Genomic DNA, 12,907 nt, shown 5'->3' on the forward strand with positions numbered 1-12,907 from the left:
CGGGGGCCTAGACCGTCTCGGCGCGCTTCTGCCGCGCGGGCTCGGCGGGGTCGGAGGGCCCGTTCCAGATCGAGACGATGCCCCAGACGACGGCCGCGATCGGCACGGCCAGCACGGCGCCGACGATGCCGGCGAGGACGGTGCCCACGGTCAGGGCGATCAGGACGATCAGCGGGTGCAGCTTCAGCGAGCGCGCCATCACGACCGGCTGGAGGAAGTTGCCCTCGAGCTGGTTGACCCCGATGACGACCAGGATCACGATCAGCGCGGCGACCGGGCCGTTGGCCACCAGCGCGACGAGAGCGGCGAGGATGCCGGCGGCCGTGGCTCCGACGATCGGGATGAACGCGGTGAGGAAGACGATGACGGCCAGCGGGATCGCCAGCGGCACCTGGATGATCGCCAGTGCGACTCCGATGCCGATCGCGTCGACCGCCGCGACGGTCGCCGTTCCGCGGACGTAGCCGCCCAGCACGTCGACTGTCTTGTGCCCGACGCGCTTGGCGCGCTCGTAGCCCGAGCCGGTGAAGGGGCGCAGGAGGAACTCCCAGATCTTCGGGCCGTCCTTCATGAAGAAGAAGAGCACCACGATCATCAGCACGAGGCCGGTGATGAAGTTCGCCGCCGCGGAGACGCCCGCGAGCGCGCCGTTGCCGAACGAGCTGGAGGTGAGGAAGTCGACGACCGACTGGCGGGCGGACTCGATCTGCTCGTCGGTGATCTGGAACGGCAGGTGCTGCACGTAGTCCTGCAGCGAGGTGATGCCGTCGGAGGCGCTGCTGACCAGCTCGTCCCACTGGTTGCGGACCGCGACCGTGATCAGCCAGCCGACCGCGCCGAGGACCGCGAGCAGCCCGATCAGCGCCAGCCAGGTCGCGAGGATCGACGGCACGCCCTTGCGCCGCATCCACGCCAGGACCGGGTGGATCGCCGCGGCGAGGATGAGCGCGATCATCACGGGGATGAGCACCAGCGTGAGCTGCGTCATCGCGAAGACGAGCACCGAGGCCAGCAGGAGGACGATGACCACCTGGAGGCAGCGGGTGGCGAACCGGCCGAGGCCGTCGCTCCAGACCCGCCGCTGCGGATCGGGTGCGCTCGGCTGCGGCGCGGCGACGCTGGTCGAGGAGTCGTTGCGGTCGAAGAAGCCCATGGAGGGACGGTATCGGCTCGGACCGACCTGCCGTCCCTCCTTGACACCCCGGCCGCGCCGCGAAGATCCGGGGGTCAGAGACCGGCGGGCTTCTCCGGCGTGCGCAGCCAGGTGTCGAAGAAGTCCGCCAGGTCGGAGCCGGAGACGTTCTCGGCCAGGGCCTGGAAGTCGGCGGTCGTCGCGTTCGAGTAGCGGTTCTCGGAGGCCCAGCGCTTCAGCAGCACGCCGAACGCGTCCGCGCCGATCCGGTCGCGGAGGGCGACGAGCGTCAGGCCGCCGCGGGCGTAGACGGGCGCGTCGAAGAGGCCTGCGGCTCCGGGGTCGGCGACGGCGGTCGACCAGAACGGGTCGTCGGCGGGAGCGGCTGCGACCCGGGCGGCGGACTCGGTGACGCTCGCGCCGCCGGTGTGCTCCTCCCAGAGCCACTCGGCGTAGGTCGCGAAGCCCTCGTTCAGCCAGATGTCGGACCAGGTCTCCGGAGTGACGCTGTCGCCGTACCACTGGTGCGCGGTCTCGTGCGCGACGGTCGACTCGTCCGCGCCGCCGGAGTAGAACGAGCGGCCCTGGGTCTCGAGGGCGTAGCCGATCCGCTCGTCGTCGACCACGGCTCCGGCCGAGCGGAACGGGTACGGGCCGAAGACGGAGGAGAAGTAGTCGATGATCGCGCCCTGCTTCGCGAGCGCCGCCTCGGTGCGGGCGCGGGTGTCGCCGGTGATGTCCCGGTCGATCGCGTCGATGGTCGTCACGCCGCCCTGGGTGGAGCGGACCAGGTCGTAGTCGCCGATGTTCACCATGGCGAGGTAGCTCGCCATCGGGCTGGTCTCGACCCAGCGGGAGGTCGTCCACCCCTTCGACGTGGTGGGGGAGCCGACCGGCAGGCCGTTCGCGACCACCGTCCGGCCCTCCGGGACCGTGATGCTGAAGGTGTAGCGCGCCTTGTCGGCGGGCGAGTCGTTGACGGGGTACCAGGTCGAGGCGCCGTCCGGCTCGCTGGCGACCAGGGCGCCGTCGTCCGTCGACCACCAGCCGAAGGGGGCCCCGGTGCCGTCGACGGGGTTCCCGGTGGTCCCGGCGTAGTCGATGCTCACCAGTGCGGGCAGGCCCTTCCGGAGGGTCCGGGCGGGCGTGACGGTCAGCTCGTCCCCCGACTGCGAGAACCGGGCGCCCCCGGCGTTGACGGTGACCTTCGAGACGGTGAGGCCGGTCAGGTCGAAGGAGAGCGAGCGCAGGTCCTTCTGGGGCGCGAGGGTGACCACGGCCCTGCCGCCGAGGGCCCGGGTCGCCGGATCGTACTTCAGGACGAGGCTGTAGGTGAGGGCGTCGAAGCCGCTGCTGCCGAGGCCGGGGAAGTAGGGATCGCCGGCGCTGGTGCCCCCGTCGACGGCGCCCGCGCGGGCGGCGGGGGAGGCGATGGCGGCGGGTGCGAGGAGGAGGGAGGAGGCCACAAGCGCGCTGAGCGCGGCTGACGCACGGAATGTCATGTCCGCACGCTAGCGGGCGGGCGTTTCGTGCGCGTGTCGGCACCGTGCCGAGGAGAAGCCCCGTCGATCGACGGACGGGCGATCACGCTCCTGCCGGGGCGAGTCAGCTGCGGAATCCGTCGCGGCCACGGAGCATCGCACGGTGGAATTACCCATTCGAGCCGCCGGAGCCCCGCGGATCGTTGCGTCGGCGACGGATTCCGCACTACAGTCGCCGTGTTCATGCAGGTGCATGGGGTGCGGTACCCGAAGCCGCACTGCACCGCCCTGCTCGGAGCAGACGCCTCCGCCGGGAGGGATGACGATCCTCTCTCCCGGCGGGAGGCGGACCGGGCGGATCCGCCCGGCCGCCGCCGGCGCTACGCCGGGACGCGCACCGTCAGCCCGCCGGGCTCGATCCAGGTGCGGAACGCCGAGGTCGAGCCGAACGGGTCGCCGTCGAGCTCGATCTCCTGCGCGTGCTCGAGGCGGACCGTGAGGTCGCGGCCCTTCACGTACCGCAGGGCCGACACCTCCTTGGTCAGGCCCATCAGCTTCTTGCCGACGACGCCGCTGCGGCGGAGCACGCCGTTCTCCCACACCACCTTGAAGATGATCTGCACCCAGCCGAAGAAGCCCTCGGGGCGCAGCAGGACGATGTCGAACTCGCCGTCGTCGACGGCCGCGTCCGGCAGCAGGAGGATGTTCGCCGGCAGGGCGCCGCAGTTGCCCACGATGATCGTGTGCGCGCGCACCTTGCGGGTCCTCGAGCCGTCGAGGCGGTAGCGGAACTCGAGCTGGTTCTTGTCGAGCAGGGCCTTCCGCAGCGCGTCCACGTAGGCGAGCCAGCCGGCCCGCTTCTTGAGGTCGTCGTCGGTGTTGGCGAGCATCTTCGCGTCGATCCCGAGGCCCGCCATCACGACGTAGGCGTGGCGGTCGCGGCCCGTGGAGGTCTCGATGTCGATCATCCCGAGGTCGATCGCCCGGTCCTGTCCGGAGAACGCGACGGTCAGGGAGTTGTCGATGTCGTCGAGCGTGAGGTTCAGGTTGCGGGCGAGCAGGTTGCCGGTGCCGGAGGGCAGCAGCGCGAGCGAGGCGTCGGAGCCGCGGAGGGCCTCCGCCACGACGCGGACCGTCCCGTCGCCGCCGGCCGCGATCACGACGTCGGCGCCCGCGGCGAGGGCCTCCTTCGTCTGACCGGCTCCGGGGTCCTCGACGGAGGTCTCGTACCAGAGCGTCTCCTCCCAGCCGGCGGCCTCCTCGGCGCGCTTCACAGCGGCCTTCACGGACTCCAGGTCGACCTTGACGGGGTTGTAGACGAGGGCGGCGCGGCGGCGCTCAGGCATCGTCGCGGCTCTCGTCGAGCTCGTCGCCGTTCTCGTCGACACGGCCCGGACGCACGGCGGCGTCCTCGCGGATGTCGATGCGGGTGTCGCCGGCCTCGGTGGTGGAGACCTCGATGCGCGGGGCCGCGTCGGCCTCCGTCGCCTTCGGGGCGCTGGTCAGCTGGTCGTAGCGGTCGTCCGCGCTCTGGTCGGTCATGCCTGGACGGTAGCAGCGGGCGATCCGCGCCCGCGCGGGCTTGCGTCAGCGGCTGCGTGCCGCCTGAAGACCCCAGAGCACGAGCGGGATCTGGAGCGGGAGGCGCAGCAGCGTGATCACCCGGGTCCGAGGCCGACGGGCGTCCCGCGCCATCTGCACGTTGCCGGGGAGGACGGCGGCCATCAGGGCGGCGGAGGCGAGACCGCCGGCCGCGCGGGTCCGCGGGTGCAGCGTCGCGGCCGCGCAGACCAGCTCCGCCGCTCCCGAGACGAGGACCCAGCCGCGCGCCGAGCCGGGCATCCCGCGCGGGACCACCGCGTCGAAGGTCCGCGGGTGCACCAGGTGGACGACTCCCGAGACCGCCATCGCCGACACGAGCACGAGCGGGCCCGCGCCCAGGCCGCTCATCGGCCCTCCGCCCCGCGCTCGAGCGGAGCGACGTGGTCGAGGATCCGGCGCCACTCACGCACCAGCGCCAGCCGGCCGGCTCCGTCGACGGTCACTGTGCGCGCCCGCGCGAGGCGGCCGCGGTACCAGCGGCCGTCCTCGGCGCTCGCCACCGGGTCCGCGTCGCCGTGGACCAGGAGCGTCTCGGCGGTCACCCGGTCGAGGTCGTCGGCCCAGGAGCCGTCGCGGAGGGCCGCGAGGTCGGTCGCGGCGCCGCTCGGGCCCTGCCGCCAGCCCTCGGCGAGCATCCGCTCCAGCCGGTTGCGCAGTCCGCCGTGGGTGGCGAGCACCGGGTCGTCGGAGTCGATCCCGAGCGCGTCCAGGCCCGGCTGCGTCTGCGGGAGGGCGGCGGCGATCGCGTCGGCGTCCTCCCCGCGGAGGGTCTCGCGCCGCTCCCACGCGCTCGTGGGGTGCACGATCGCGCCGGCCTGCGGGGGCGTGGGGGTGCCGACCAGCGCGAGGCGGTCCACGAGGTCGGGGTGCCGGGCCGCGAGCGAGAGCGCGAACGCGCCGCCGGAGCCCCAGCCGACCACGCCGACGCTGCCGAAGCGGGCGCCCTCGACCATGCGGGCGGTGCGCTCGGAGCGGCGCAGGTACTCGGCGAGGTCGTCCGCGCGGTCCTCGACGCGGCCGTGAGCGGCGTCGACCGGGTCCGAGGCGCCGTAGCCGGGGCGGTCGAGGATCAGCAGGTGCAGACCCCACGGACCGGTGACGGTCGGGTCGGGGTCGAAGCCGCCCGCTCCGGGAGTGGGGTGGCAGAACACCACCAGCCGGTCGGCGACGGGATCGCCCGCCGCCGAGACGCCCATCCCGCGGCCGGACCGCAGCTCGAAACGGTGGTTCGCCATGTCGCCTCCCGGGTGCGCCGAGGGTCGGCGCGTCGCCCCCAGTCAAGCGGAGACGGCGGCCCGCGCGCTGGGCCTTGTGCCGGAGCGGGAGCAGTCGGACGCGTCCGGAGCGGGCGTGCTCGCGGTCGCCTTCGTCGCCGAGCGCGGCGACCTCCCGCCCCTCGTCGTCGAGTCGATGGACGGGCTCCTCGCGCTCGTCTCGGGACTGCGCCGGTAACCCCTGCCCCCCGCGGAGGTAGACCCCCGTGGCAGGCGGCCGGCCGCCGCCCAGCGTGCTGGGAGCGGGCCGGCACCGGCTCCGCTCCGTGCTGCCGCGGATGATCGAGCAGGGGCGGGGCAGCGTGATCACCACCTCCTCCGTCGCCGGGCTCGACGGCGCCCCGGGCCTCAGCCCCTCCGTCGCCTCGAAGCGCGGGGTCGCCGGGCTCACCAGGAGCGCGGCCCTCGAGGTCGCGGGCACCGGCGTCCGGGTCGACTCGGTCCACCCGTCGCCCGTGAACACCCGGATGATGCGCTCGATCGAGGCGGGAGCCGTCGACGCCGGCGCACCGTCCGTTCACCCGATGTCCACGTGACGCCGCGGAGGAGGGGAGCGAGGATGGGGGCGTGTCCCGTCGCCTCCTCCTCCCCGTCGCCGGCGTCCTCGCCGCGGCCCTCGCCGCCGGCGGGCTGACGCTCCTCGTCTGGACGATCGACGAGACGCCGTTCGCACGGCCCGACGCCGGCTTCGACCGTCTGACGAGCGAGGTCGCCGCGGTGCCCGGAGTCTCCCTCGACGGCGCCGAGCGCTGGGTCGAGGCGCCGGCGTTCGGCCCGCCGACCTCCTGGGTCGGGGTCGCGGTCGAGGAGCCGGCGCTCGCCGACGCCCTCGCGACGGCCTGTGCGACCGAGTACGCGGATCCGGTGCTGTGGTCGTTCCGGGCGACGTCCGCAGGCGGGAACACCCTCTCCTTCGCGGGCGCGGAGGAGCCGACCGCCGCGTGCCCCGCTCCCGCCGTCGACGCGTCGGCCCTGCTCGAGCGGATCGACGGGCTCGGCCGCGACCTGGAGCTGCACGCGTCGCTCCGCGAGGGGTCCTTCGCCCTCGACTCCTTCGAGGACGTCTCCGGCGGACTGCCAGCGCTGCTCCCGATCGTCCGGGCGGCGGAGGACCTGCGGGACGCTGCGGGCGCGGAGCGGGGCGCCCCGGTCGAGATCTCCGGCCCGTGGGCCGCGATCACTGTCGGTCCCGGCGAGCAGGAGCGGACCGCCGCGCTGCTCACGACCCTCGTCGAGGAGCACGGCGTCACCGCCTACTGGGCGACCGAGGACGGCCTGCGGATCGTCGCGCCGGACGGCGGGCACGCCGCGATCGAGGCCGCCGTGCGCGGCTCCGGGCTGCCGGTGGCCGACCGGCCCCTGCGGTTCGAGGCCGACGAGTCCTGACGCCGGGCGGCCGTGAACGGGTGCGGCCTGGCTCAGACCTCGGTGGCGGGTGCTCGACGGGCTCCCCGGCTCACGACGGGAGGCACCTCCAAGACGGGGACTGCACGCTTCATGAACCGGTCGAAGTCCGGAACAGTGAACGCGGCGTACCCGTGCTCGGGAGTGAACAGGAGCCCCATCCCGATCAGCTCCGCGCGGACCGATCCGAGCTGAGTGGACGCGCGCTCCAGAAGCGCCGCGACGTCGCCCGCTTTCTGGGGCTCTGGTCCGAGCTCCGCCATGGCTCGCATGTACGCGGTCTGAAGTGGACTCGCCCGATCGAGTCGCACGCGGAAGAAGGAGCTGTCCAGCTTCGCCTCGTAGGCCTCCCTCGCCGGTTCGACGTCCTCCCGGTGGATGCGATCGTTCTCAGCCACCGTCCAGACCTGGTAGCCCAGTTCCTGGATGAAAGAGGGGTATCCGGTCGTGATCTCGACTACGAGTTCAACAGCGTCGTCGTCGTAGACCGCGCCCTCGGCCGCTGCCGGCTCTCGGAGAGCCGCTACCGCTTCGTCGTGATCGAGCGAGTCGATCCGCGGAAAGGTGAAGAGCCGCTCGGCGTACGATCTCGCATAGCCCACCAGCTCGGCGATCTGCGGAAGACCGGCACCGACGAACGTGACGGGGAGGCTCCGCTGCACGGTCTTGTGGATGGCTTGGATGAGCGCTTCGAGCTGCGGTGAGTCGAGGAACTGGACCTCGTTGATGAGCAGGACGATCCCCTCGCCCTGCTCGGCCGCCGCTTCACCCACGGCGACGAGGACGTCCGTCAGGTCCAGTCCGAGATCCCGATGATCGGCCACTCCTTCTGCCGGCGGTACATCCCATCCGATGGACCACTCGCCGTCCGCTCCGACAGACACCGCGAAGGCGCTCAAGACCGCGGCGGCGTGCCTCCCGCGGTCGGTCCATCTCGCGCGGGGGGACAGGCGGAGGAGTGCCGCCTTGAGCTGGGATGCCAGCACCTGGCGGAACCGGCCCTCGTCGTGCTTGACCGCCTCGAACTCGATCACTTCCCCGTTCTCCTCCTGGGCGATCGTCCGGAAGCCGTTGAGAAGGACCGTCTTTCCGACGCCCCGCAGCCCCGTGATGATCATCGACTGGTTCGTGCGGCCCCGTCGCAGGCGCGTCAGCAGGGTGCGGAACGCCTGGGTCTGCTCGTCTCTGCCGATGAGGATCTCCGGTCGCGCTCCCGCGTTCGGCGTGTAGGGATTGTCGACGGCATCCATACGGGCCGGTTCAGGAGTCTTACTGTGCTTCATCCAGATCGAGTGAAGCGCAGTAAAGCCATCGAACGGCGCCCGTCACGCGCGCCAGGCCGCCAGCTCCTCCGCAGCCGCCAGGACGCGGTGGGTCGGCGAGAGGTCGAGGACGCACGCGCCTGAGCGCCTGCGAGGCCCGGATCCCGCCTCCTGGACCCGCGACCCAGGGAACGCTGGCAGGATGTACGGGACGGTCGGTGCGCGAGAGCGCGCCGCACGGACGGCACCGCCCGCTGAGAGCGGCCCCGCCCGGCCCCGTCCCGCACACCTCCACCCGCTCCCGACAGCGCTCACAGCGCCGGAGCGACACATCACCGCGGCCCGACCGGGCGCGCGGTCGGACCCTGCGCCGCGCGCCCGCGTCCAGCCACTCCCTCCCGGAAGAACCGCATGAGAAACGCCAGAACCGCCAAGCCCGCTCGCCACCACCTCGAGCTCCCCAAGCCCAAGCCCCTCGAGAAGGGCGCCATGCGGATCACCCCGCTCGGCGGCCTCGGCGAGATCGGCCGCAACATGACCGTCTTCGAGCACAAGGGCAAGCTGCTCATCGTCGACTGCGGCGTCCTCTTCCCCGAGGAGAACCAGCCCGGCATCGACGTGATCCTCCCCGACTTCGCCGCGATCCGCTCGCGCCTGAAGGACATCGAGGCCATCGTCCTCACCCACGGCCACGAGGACCACATCGGCGGCGTGCCGTACCTCCTCAAGGAGCGCGGCGACATCCCGATCATCGCCTCGACCTTCACCCTCGCGCTGATCAGCGCGAAGCTGCAGGAGCACCGCATCACGCCGCGCACGCGCCCGGTGAAGGAGGGCGACCGGATCGACGCCGGCGTCTTCGACCTCGAGTTCCTCGCCGTGAACCACTCCATCCCGGACGGGCTCGCCGTCGCGATCCGCACCGAGGCCGGCCTCGTGCTGCACACGGGCGACTTCAAGATGGATCAGTTCCCGCTCGACGGGCGCACCACCGACCTCCCCGGCTTCGCGCGCCTCGGCGACGAGGGAGTCGACCTGTTCCTGGTCGACTCCACGAACGCCGACGTCCCCGGCTTCGCGATCTCGGAGGGCGACCTCGCCCCCGCGATCGACCAGGTGTTCCGCACCGCGCCGCGCCGCATCGTCGTGTCCAGCTTCGCGAGCCACGTGCACCGCATCCAGCAGGTCCTCGACGCCGCGCAGCGCCACGGCCGCAAGGTCGCCTTCGTCGGCCGCTCGATGGTCCGCAACATGGGCATCGCCGCCGACCTGGGCTACCTCAAGATCCCGGCCGGCCTCGTCGTCGACATGAAGGTGCTCGAGAAGCTCCCCGCGACCGAGATCGTGATGATCTGCACCGGTTCGCAGGGCGAGCCGATGGCGGCGCTCTCGCGCATGGCCAACAAGGACCACATCATCGACATCGGCCCCGGCGACACCGTGCTGCTGGCCAGCTCGCTGATCCCCGGCAACGAGAACGCGATCTACCGGATCATCAACGCCTTCACCCGCTGGGGCGCCACCGTCGTGCACAAGGGCAACGCCAAGGTGCACGTCTCGGGCCACGCCAGCGCGGGCGAGCTCGCCTACTGCTACAACATCCTGCGCCCCACCGCGGTGCTCCCCGTGCACGGCGAGTGGCGCCACCTCACCGCGAACGCGGCGATCGCGACCCGCACCGGGATCGACGAGAAGGACGTCTTCGTCATCGAGGACGGCGTCTCGATCGACCTGGTGAAGGGCCGCTCGCGCATCAGCGGGCGCATCCCGGCCGACCAGATCCTGGTCGACGGCACCACGATGGGCGTCGCCACCGAGGACGCGATGAACGACCGCATCGTCCTCGCCGAGGAGGGGGCCATCACGGTCCTCGCCATCGCCGACCTCGACCGCGGCACGCTCGGCGAGCCGGTCGAGTTCTTCACCCGCGGCTTCGTCGAGGAGCCGGGCTGGAAGGCCAACGCGAGCAAGGCGATCGACGACGCCGTCCTGCAGGCCGCGGGCAAGCCGGTCGAGCTCGAGGCCATGGAGGCGCTGATCACGCGCACCCTCGGCCGCTGGCTGACCCGCCGCCACCGCCGGAACCCGGTCATCACCACCATCGTCGTCGAGGAGTAGGCGCCTTCCACGCCGCCCTCCGCCTCCGCTACCCCCTGCCCCGCGAGGCGCGGGCGGAGCAGAGTGGGAGGGTCGGCAGGTCGCCGACGCGAAGGGAGAGCGCCATGAGCACCGACCGCACCACGGGTGAGGACACCGAGAAGACCGAGGACCTCCCCGACGGCACCGGGACGGACACCTCCTCCGGTGGCGGCGACACCGACACCGTCTCCGGCGGAGAGCCGGACGAGCCCGCCGAGTAGGGCCGTGAACGACGAAGGGCGGGACCGCGAGGTCCCGCCCTTCGTCGTTCCGCCGATCAGATCAGCGGGCCGTCGCTCTCGCTCGAGCGGCGGGTGACCTGCTCGCCGCTGGCCGGGTCGACGGCCGAGCGCGTGGTCGAGACGGCCTGGCGGCGGCGCGTCAGCAGGACCAGCCCGAGGATCAGGCCGACCGCTCCGGCCGCCATCAGGATGTAGCCGACCAGCTTCAGGTCGATCCCGGACACCTGCACGTCCACCGCGAAGGCGAGGACCGCGCCGACGACGAGGAGGAAGATCCCTGCTCCGATGCTCATTGCGTGCTCCTTCTGACTGCCGCCGGAGCGCGCGCGGGAAGCGCGCAGGGGCACCGGCGATCGCCCCACGGTAGACCTCGGGTCCGGCGGCCCCCAGGCCTTCCGGCGGGAGCCTCCGGGGGTGTAGGGCGGTGCCGGGTCAGCGGTCGGAGACGCGGAGCATCACGCGGGTGCGGTCGGCGCGGGTGACCAGGCCCTCGATCAGGAGGAACACGCGGTACTCGAGCCGGTACTTCGCCAGGAACACGCGGCCCAGGCGATCGACCTCGCCGGGGTCGGCGTCGATCTCCGCGGCGGCCTCGACCGGCACCGCGTAGTCGGAGACGCGGCCGCGGCGGTCGCAGGGGACGAGGGTCACCCGCGCGTCGTTGCGGAGGCGCTTCACCTTGCCGCTGCGGCGGGGAGTGGTGACGATCAGCTCGTCGCCGTCGCGGGCGATCCAGACCGGGGTCGAGACGGCGTCCCCGGACTTCCGGAACGTGGTGAGCGAGACGAAGCGCTCGTCAGCGAGAGCGGTGAGGTCCTGGGAGAGGGGCATGTCCGAAGTAGAGCGGCCGGGAGCGGTCACCGCAAGCCTCCGTGGCACCTCGATCCGCCCCCGTAGGGTGGAGGGATGACCGACGCGACGCCTCTGATCGGCCCGACCGAGGCGCCCGATCTGCACGTGATGACCTACAACATCCGCCGGCGGATGCCGCGCCTCACCTCCCGCGCCGTCGACCAGTGGGACCGGCGGCGCCCGCTCGTCCAGCGGGTGCTGGAGCAGGAGCGCCCCTCGATCCTCGCCGTGCAGGAGGCGCTGCCGGACCAGTCGGCCGCCGTGCACGAGGCGCTGGGCTCCTCCTTCGAGGCGATGGGCTTCGGCCGGGACGCGGACCGCGGCGGCGAGCGCGTGATGCTCTTCGTCGACCGCAGCCGCTACGCCGTCCGGCACTGGACCCAGATCGCCCTCTCGGACACCCCGGACGTCGCCGGCTCGCGCAGCTGGGGCAACCGCATCCCGCGCACCGCCGTGATCGCGGAGCTGACCGATCACGCGACCAGCCGCGAGCTCACCGTGATCTCGACCCACTTCGACCACATCTCGCGGCGCTCGCGCCAGCGCTCCGCCGAGCTGATCGCCCGCCGCGTCCTCGAGCTCGGACGCCCCGCGATCGTGATGGGCGACACCAACACCGACGTCGACACCGTCCCCTACCGGACGATCCTCGAGGAGGGCCGCCTCGCGGACGCGTGGGAGACGGCGGAGAAGCACCTCACCCACTCGTGGAGCACCTTCTCGAACTACCGCGCGCCGGCGCCGGGCAAGCGGATCGACTGGCTGCTCGTCAGCGAGGGCGCCTTCGAGGTCGTCTCCGCGGGGATCAACGCCGTCCGCTACGGGGGAGCGGCGCCCTCCGATCACGAGCCGGTCCAGGCCGTGCTGCGCTTCACGAACCCGTGAGCGGCTCCGCCCTCGTCGAGACCTTCCTCGAGCCCCCGCGCACCCGCGGGGAGTGGACGGCCGACGGCATCCGCGCGATCGGGGCGGCGAGCATCGTGGCGGCCGCGATCGGCTGGGAGCTGGTCGACGTGGCGGTGCTCGCGCTCGCGGCGATCGGGCTGGTGCTGCCGCGCTTCCTCGGCATCCGTCCGGCGCTCGACGCCCTCTTCGGGCTCGCGCTGCTCGTGGCGTCCTGGAGCAGCGTCCTCGGCCTCTACGAGGCCTGGCCGCAGTGGGACCTGGTCGTGCACTGCGTGCTCAACGGGCTGATCGCCGCGGTGGCCTACATCGTCGCCGCGCGGGCCGGAGTCGTGCCGGCCGTCGCGGGCGATCGCGGGCCGCTGCTCCCGGCGGTCGTGCTCTGCGCCTGCTTCGGGACGACGGCGGGCGTCCTGTGGGAGTGGGGCGAGTGGGCGGGGCACCGCTTCATCGACTCCTCGATCTTCGTCGGCTACGAGGACACGCTCGGGGATCTCGCCGCCGGTGCGCTGGGCTCGATCCTCGCCGGCGCGCTGATGCGCTTCTGGTCCGCGAAGTCCCGGGTGGTCGGACCGGGCGCCTCGCGCGGCGTCGGAGGTGCGGCGTAGCCTGTCCC

Annotated in this window: 16 protein-coding genes; 7 read left to right on the top strand and 9 right to left on the bottom strand. The window is 72.6% G+C overall.

The genetic code is table 11. From position 1 onward, the window contains the following. Nucleotides 1–7: 7 nt before the first annotated feature. The 6 genes from C5B93_RS13500 to C5B93_RS13525 all read right to left on the bottom strand — a co-directional run bounded on the left by C5B93_RS13500 (nucleotide 8) and on the right by C5B93_RS13525 (nucleotide 5,450). A complete protein-coding gene (locus C5B93_RS13500) occupies nucleotides 8–1,153 on the bottom strand; it encodes an AI-2E family transporter (RefSeq protein ID WP_104292680.1) in 1,146 nt (381 codons plus the stop codon). Nucleotides 1,154–1,227: 74 nt separating this feature from the next. Next, entirely contained in the window at nucleotides 1,228–2,634 is a 1,407-nt protein-coding gene (locus tag C5B93_RS17325) for a M1 family metallopeptidase (RefSeq protein ID WP_104257996.1), read from the bottom strand. 359 nt (nucleotides 2,635–2,993) lie between these two features. Next, complete coding sequence (locus tag C5B93_RS13510) at nucleotides 2,994–3,959, bottom strand: diacylglycerol kinase family protein (protein WP_104233056.1); 966 nt, start codon at nucleotides 3,957–3,959, stop codon at nucleotides 2,994–2,996. Further along, nucleotides 3,952–4,155 (bottom strand): multidrug transporter, encoded by a 204-nt coding sequence (locus tag C5B93_RS13515; RefSeq protein WP_104292681.1) that lies wholly within the window; start codon nucleotides 4,153–4,155, stop codon nucleotides 3,952–3,954. The genes C5B93_RS13510 and C5B93_RS13515 overlap by 8 nt, the downstream gene beginning before the upstream one ends. A gap of 45 nt (nucleotides 4,156–4,200) precedes the next feature. Then, the gene (locus C5B93_RS13520; RefSeq protein WP_181068405.1) at nucleotides 4,201–4,563 is read right to left on the bottom strand and encodes a hypothetical protein; all 363 of its coding nucleotides are present in this window, start codon (nucleotides 4,561–4,563) and stop codon (nucleotides 4,201–4,203) included. Continuing rightward, nucleotides 4,560–5,450 carry an alpha/beta fold hydrolase gene (locus tag C5B93_RS13525; RefSeq protein WP_104292682.1) on the bottom strand — a complete coding sequence of 297 codons (891 nt, stop codon included), beginning with the start codon at nucleotides 5,448–5,450 and terminating at the stop codon, nucleotides 4,560–4,562. Before C5B93_RS13525 ends, C5B93_RS13520 begins: the two co-directional genes overlap by 4 nt. Here C5B93_RS13525 and C5B93_RS16980 point away from each other — a divergent pair. From C5B93_RS16980 to C5B93_RS13535, 3 genes are read left to right on the top strand one after another with little or no spacing between them, the layout of a single operon-like run. After that, the gene (locus C5B93_RS16980) at nucleotides 5,449–5,667 is read left to right on the top strand and encodes a hypothetical protein (RefSeq protein ID WP_146078495.1); all 219 of its coding nucleotides are present in this window, start codon (nucleotides 5,449–5,451) and stop codon (nucleotides 5,665–5,667) included. The two genes, C5B93_RS13525 and C5B93_RS16980, sit on opposite strands and share 2 nt — an antisense overlap. Nucleotides 5,668–5,695: 28 nt before the next feature. Beyond that, the gene (locus tag C5B93_RS13530) at nucleotides 5,696–6,025 is read left to right on the top strand and encodes an SDR family NAD(P)-dependent oxidoreductase (RefSeq protein ID WP_219814045.1); all 330 of its coding nucleotides are present in this window, start codon (nucleotides 5,696–5,698) and stop codon (nucleotides 6,023–6,025) included. Nucleotides 6,026–6,056: 31 nt separating this feature from the next. Continuing rightward, nucleotides 6,057–6,875 carry a hypothetical protein gene (locus C5B93_RS13535; protein ID WP_104292683.1) on the top strand — a complete coding sequence of 273 codons (819 nt, stop codon included), beginning with the start codon at nucleotides 6,057–6,059 and terminating at the stop codon, nucleotides 6,873–6,875. Between the two features lie 32 nt (nucleotides 6,876–6,907). On the opposite strand, the gene C5B93_RS13540 is transcribed toward C5B93_RS13535, so the two are convergent. Next, nucleotides 6,908–8,176, bottom strand: coding sequence for an ATP-binding protein (locus C5B93_RS13540; RefSeq protein WP_258068228.1), 1,269 nt, complete (start codon nucleotides 8,174–8,176; stop codon nucleotides 6,908–6,910). A gap of 390 nt (nucleotides 8,177–8,566) precedes the next feature. Between C5B93_RS13540 and C5B93_RS13545 the strand changes: the two genes are divergently transcribed. Both C5B93_RS13545 and C5B93_RS17330 read left to right on the top strand, forming a co-directional pair. Then, entirely contained in the window at nucleotides 8,567–10,273 is a 1,707-nt protein-coding gene (locus C5B93_RS13545) for a ribonuclease J (protein WP_104222925.1), read from the top strand. Between the two features lie 104 nt (nucleotides 10,274–10,377). Next, the gene (locus tag C5B93_RS17330; protein WP_159940924.1) at nucleotides 10,378–10,515 is read left to right on the top strand and encodes a hypothetical protein; all 138 of its coding nucleotides are present in this window, start codon (nucleotides 10,378–10,380) and stop codon (nucleotides 10,513–10,515) included. 56 nt (nucleotides 10,516–10,571) lie between these two features. Here the strand turns inward: C5B93_RS17330 and C5B93_RS13550 are convergent, their stop codons facing one another. Continuing rightward, nucleotides 10,572–10,829, bottom strand: coding sequence for a DUF6458 family protein (locus C5B93_RS13550; protein WP_104222924.1), 258 nt, complete (start codon nucleotides 10,827–10,829; stop codon nucleotides 10,572–10,574). A 139-nt stretch (nucleotides 10,830–10,968) separates the two neighbouring features. Next, nucleotides 10,969–11,367: a PPOX class F420-dependent oxidoreductase gene (locus C5B93_RS13555; protein WP_104222923.1), complete on the bottom strand. Its 399-nt coding sequence runs from the start codon at nucleotides 11,365–11,367 to the stop codon at nucleotides 10,969–10,971. A 75-nt stretch (nucleotides 11,368–11,442) separates the two neighbouring features. On the opposite strand from C5B93_RS13555, the gene C5B93_RS13560 reads away from it, so the two are divergent. Next, a complete protein-coding gene (locus C5B93_RS13560; protein WP_104261535.1) occupies nucleotides 11,443–12,273 on the top strand; it encodes an endonuclease/exonuclease/phosphatase family protein in 831 nt (276 codons plus the stop codon). After that, the gene (locus C5B93_RS13565) at nucleotides 12,270–12,899 is read left to right on the top strand and encodes a hypothetical protein (protein WP_104292685.1); all 630 of its coding nucleotides are present in this window, start codon (nucleotides 12,270–12,272) and stop codon (nucleotides 12,897–12,899) included. The genes C5B93_RS13560 and C5B93_RS13565 overlap by 4 nt, the downstream gene beginning before the upstream one ends. Nucleotides 12,900–12,907: the final 8 nt, after the last annotated feature.

The organism is Rathayibacter sp. AY1A2 (assembly GCF_002930935.1).
In the GTDB taxonomy this organism is placed as follows: domain Bacteria; phylum Actinomycetota; class Actinomycetes; order Actinomycetales; family Microbacteriaceae; genus Rathayibacter.

What these genes read in the sequence shown, in the direction of transcription:
- C5B93_RS13525 (WP_104292682.1), bottom strand. Translation starts at nt 5,450, where the DNA reads ATGGCGAACCACCGTTTCGAGCTGCGGTCCGGCCGCGGGATGGGCGTC.
- C5B93_RS13540 (WP_258068228.1), bottom strand. Translation starts at nt 8,176, where the DNA reads ATGAAGCACAGTAAGACTCCTGAACCGGCCCGTATGGATGCCGTCGAC.
- C5B93_RS17330 (WP_159940924.1), top strand. Translation starts at nt 10,378, where the DNA reads ATGAGCACCGACCGCACCACGGGTGAGGACACCGAGAAGACCGAGGAC.
- C5B93_RS13555 (WP_104222923.1), bottom strand. Translation starts at nt 11,367, where the DNA reads ATGCCCCTCTCCCAGGACCTCACCGCTCTCGCTGACGAGCGCTTCGTC.
- C5B93_RS13520 (WP_181068405.1), bottom strand. Translation starts at nt 4,563, where the DNA reads ATGAGCGGCCTGGGCGCGGGCCCGCTCGTGCTCGTGTCGGCGATGGCG.
- C5B93_RS13500 (WP_104292680.1), bottom strand. Translation starts at nt 1,153, where the DNA reads ATGGGCTTCTTCGACCGCAACGACTCCTCGACCAGCGTCGCCGCGCCG.
- C5B93_RS13550 (WP_104222924.1), bottom strand. Translation starts at nt 10,829, where the DNA reads ATGAGCATCGGAGCAGGGATCTTCCTCCTCGTCGTCGGCGCGGTCCTC.
- C5B93_RS16980 (WP_146078495.1), top strand. Translation starts at nt 5,449, where the DNA reads ATGTCGCCTCCCGGGTGCGCCGAGGGTCGGCGCGTCGCCCCCAGTCAA.
- C5B93_RS13545 (WP_104222925.1), top strand. Translation starts at nt 8,567, where the DNA reads ATGAGAAACGCCAGAACCGCCAAGCCCGCTCGCCACCACCTCGAGCTC.
- C5B93_RS13560 (WP_104261535.1), top strand. Translation starts at nt 11,443, where the DNA reads ATGACCGACGCGACGCCTCTGATCGGCCCGACCGAGGCGCCCGATCTG.
- C5B93_RS13510 (WP_104233056.1), bottom strand. Translation starts at nt 3,959, where the DNA reads ATGCCTGAGCGCCGCCGCGCCGCCCTCGTCTACAACCCCGTCAAGGTC.
- C5B93_RS17325 (WP_104257996.1), bottom strand. Translation starts at nt 2,634, where the DNA reads ATGACATTCCGTGCGTCAGCCGCGCTCAGCGCGCTTGTGGCCTCCTCC.
- C5B93_RS13515 (WP_104292681.1), bottom strand. Translation starts at nt 4,155, where the DNA reads ATGACCGACCAGAGCGCGGACGACCGCTACGACCAGCTGACCAGCGCC.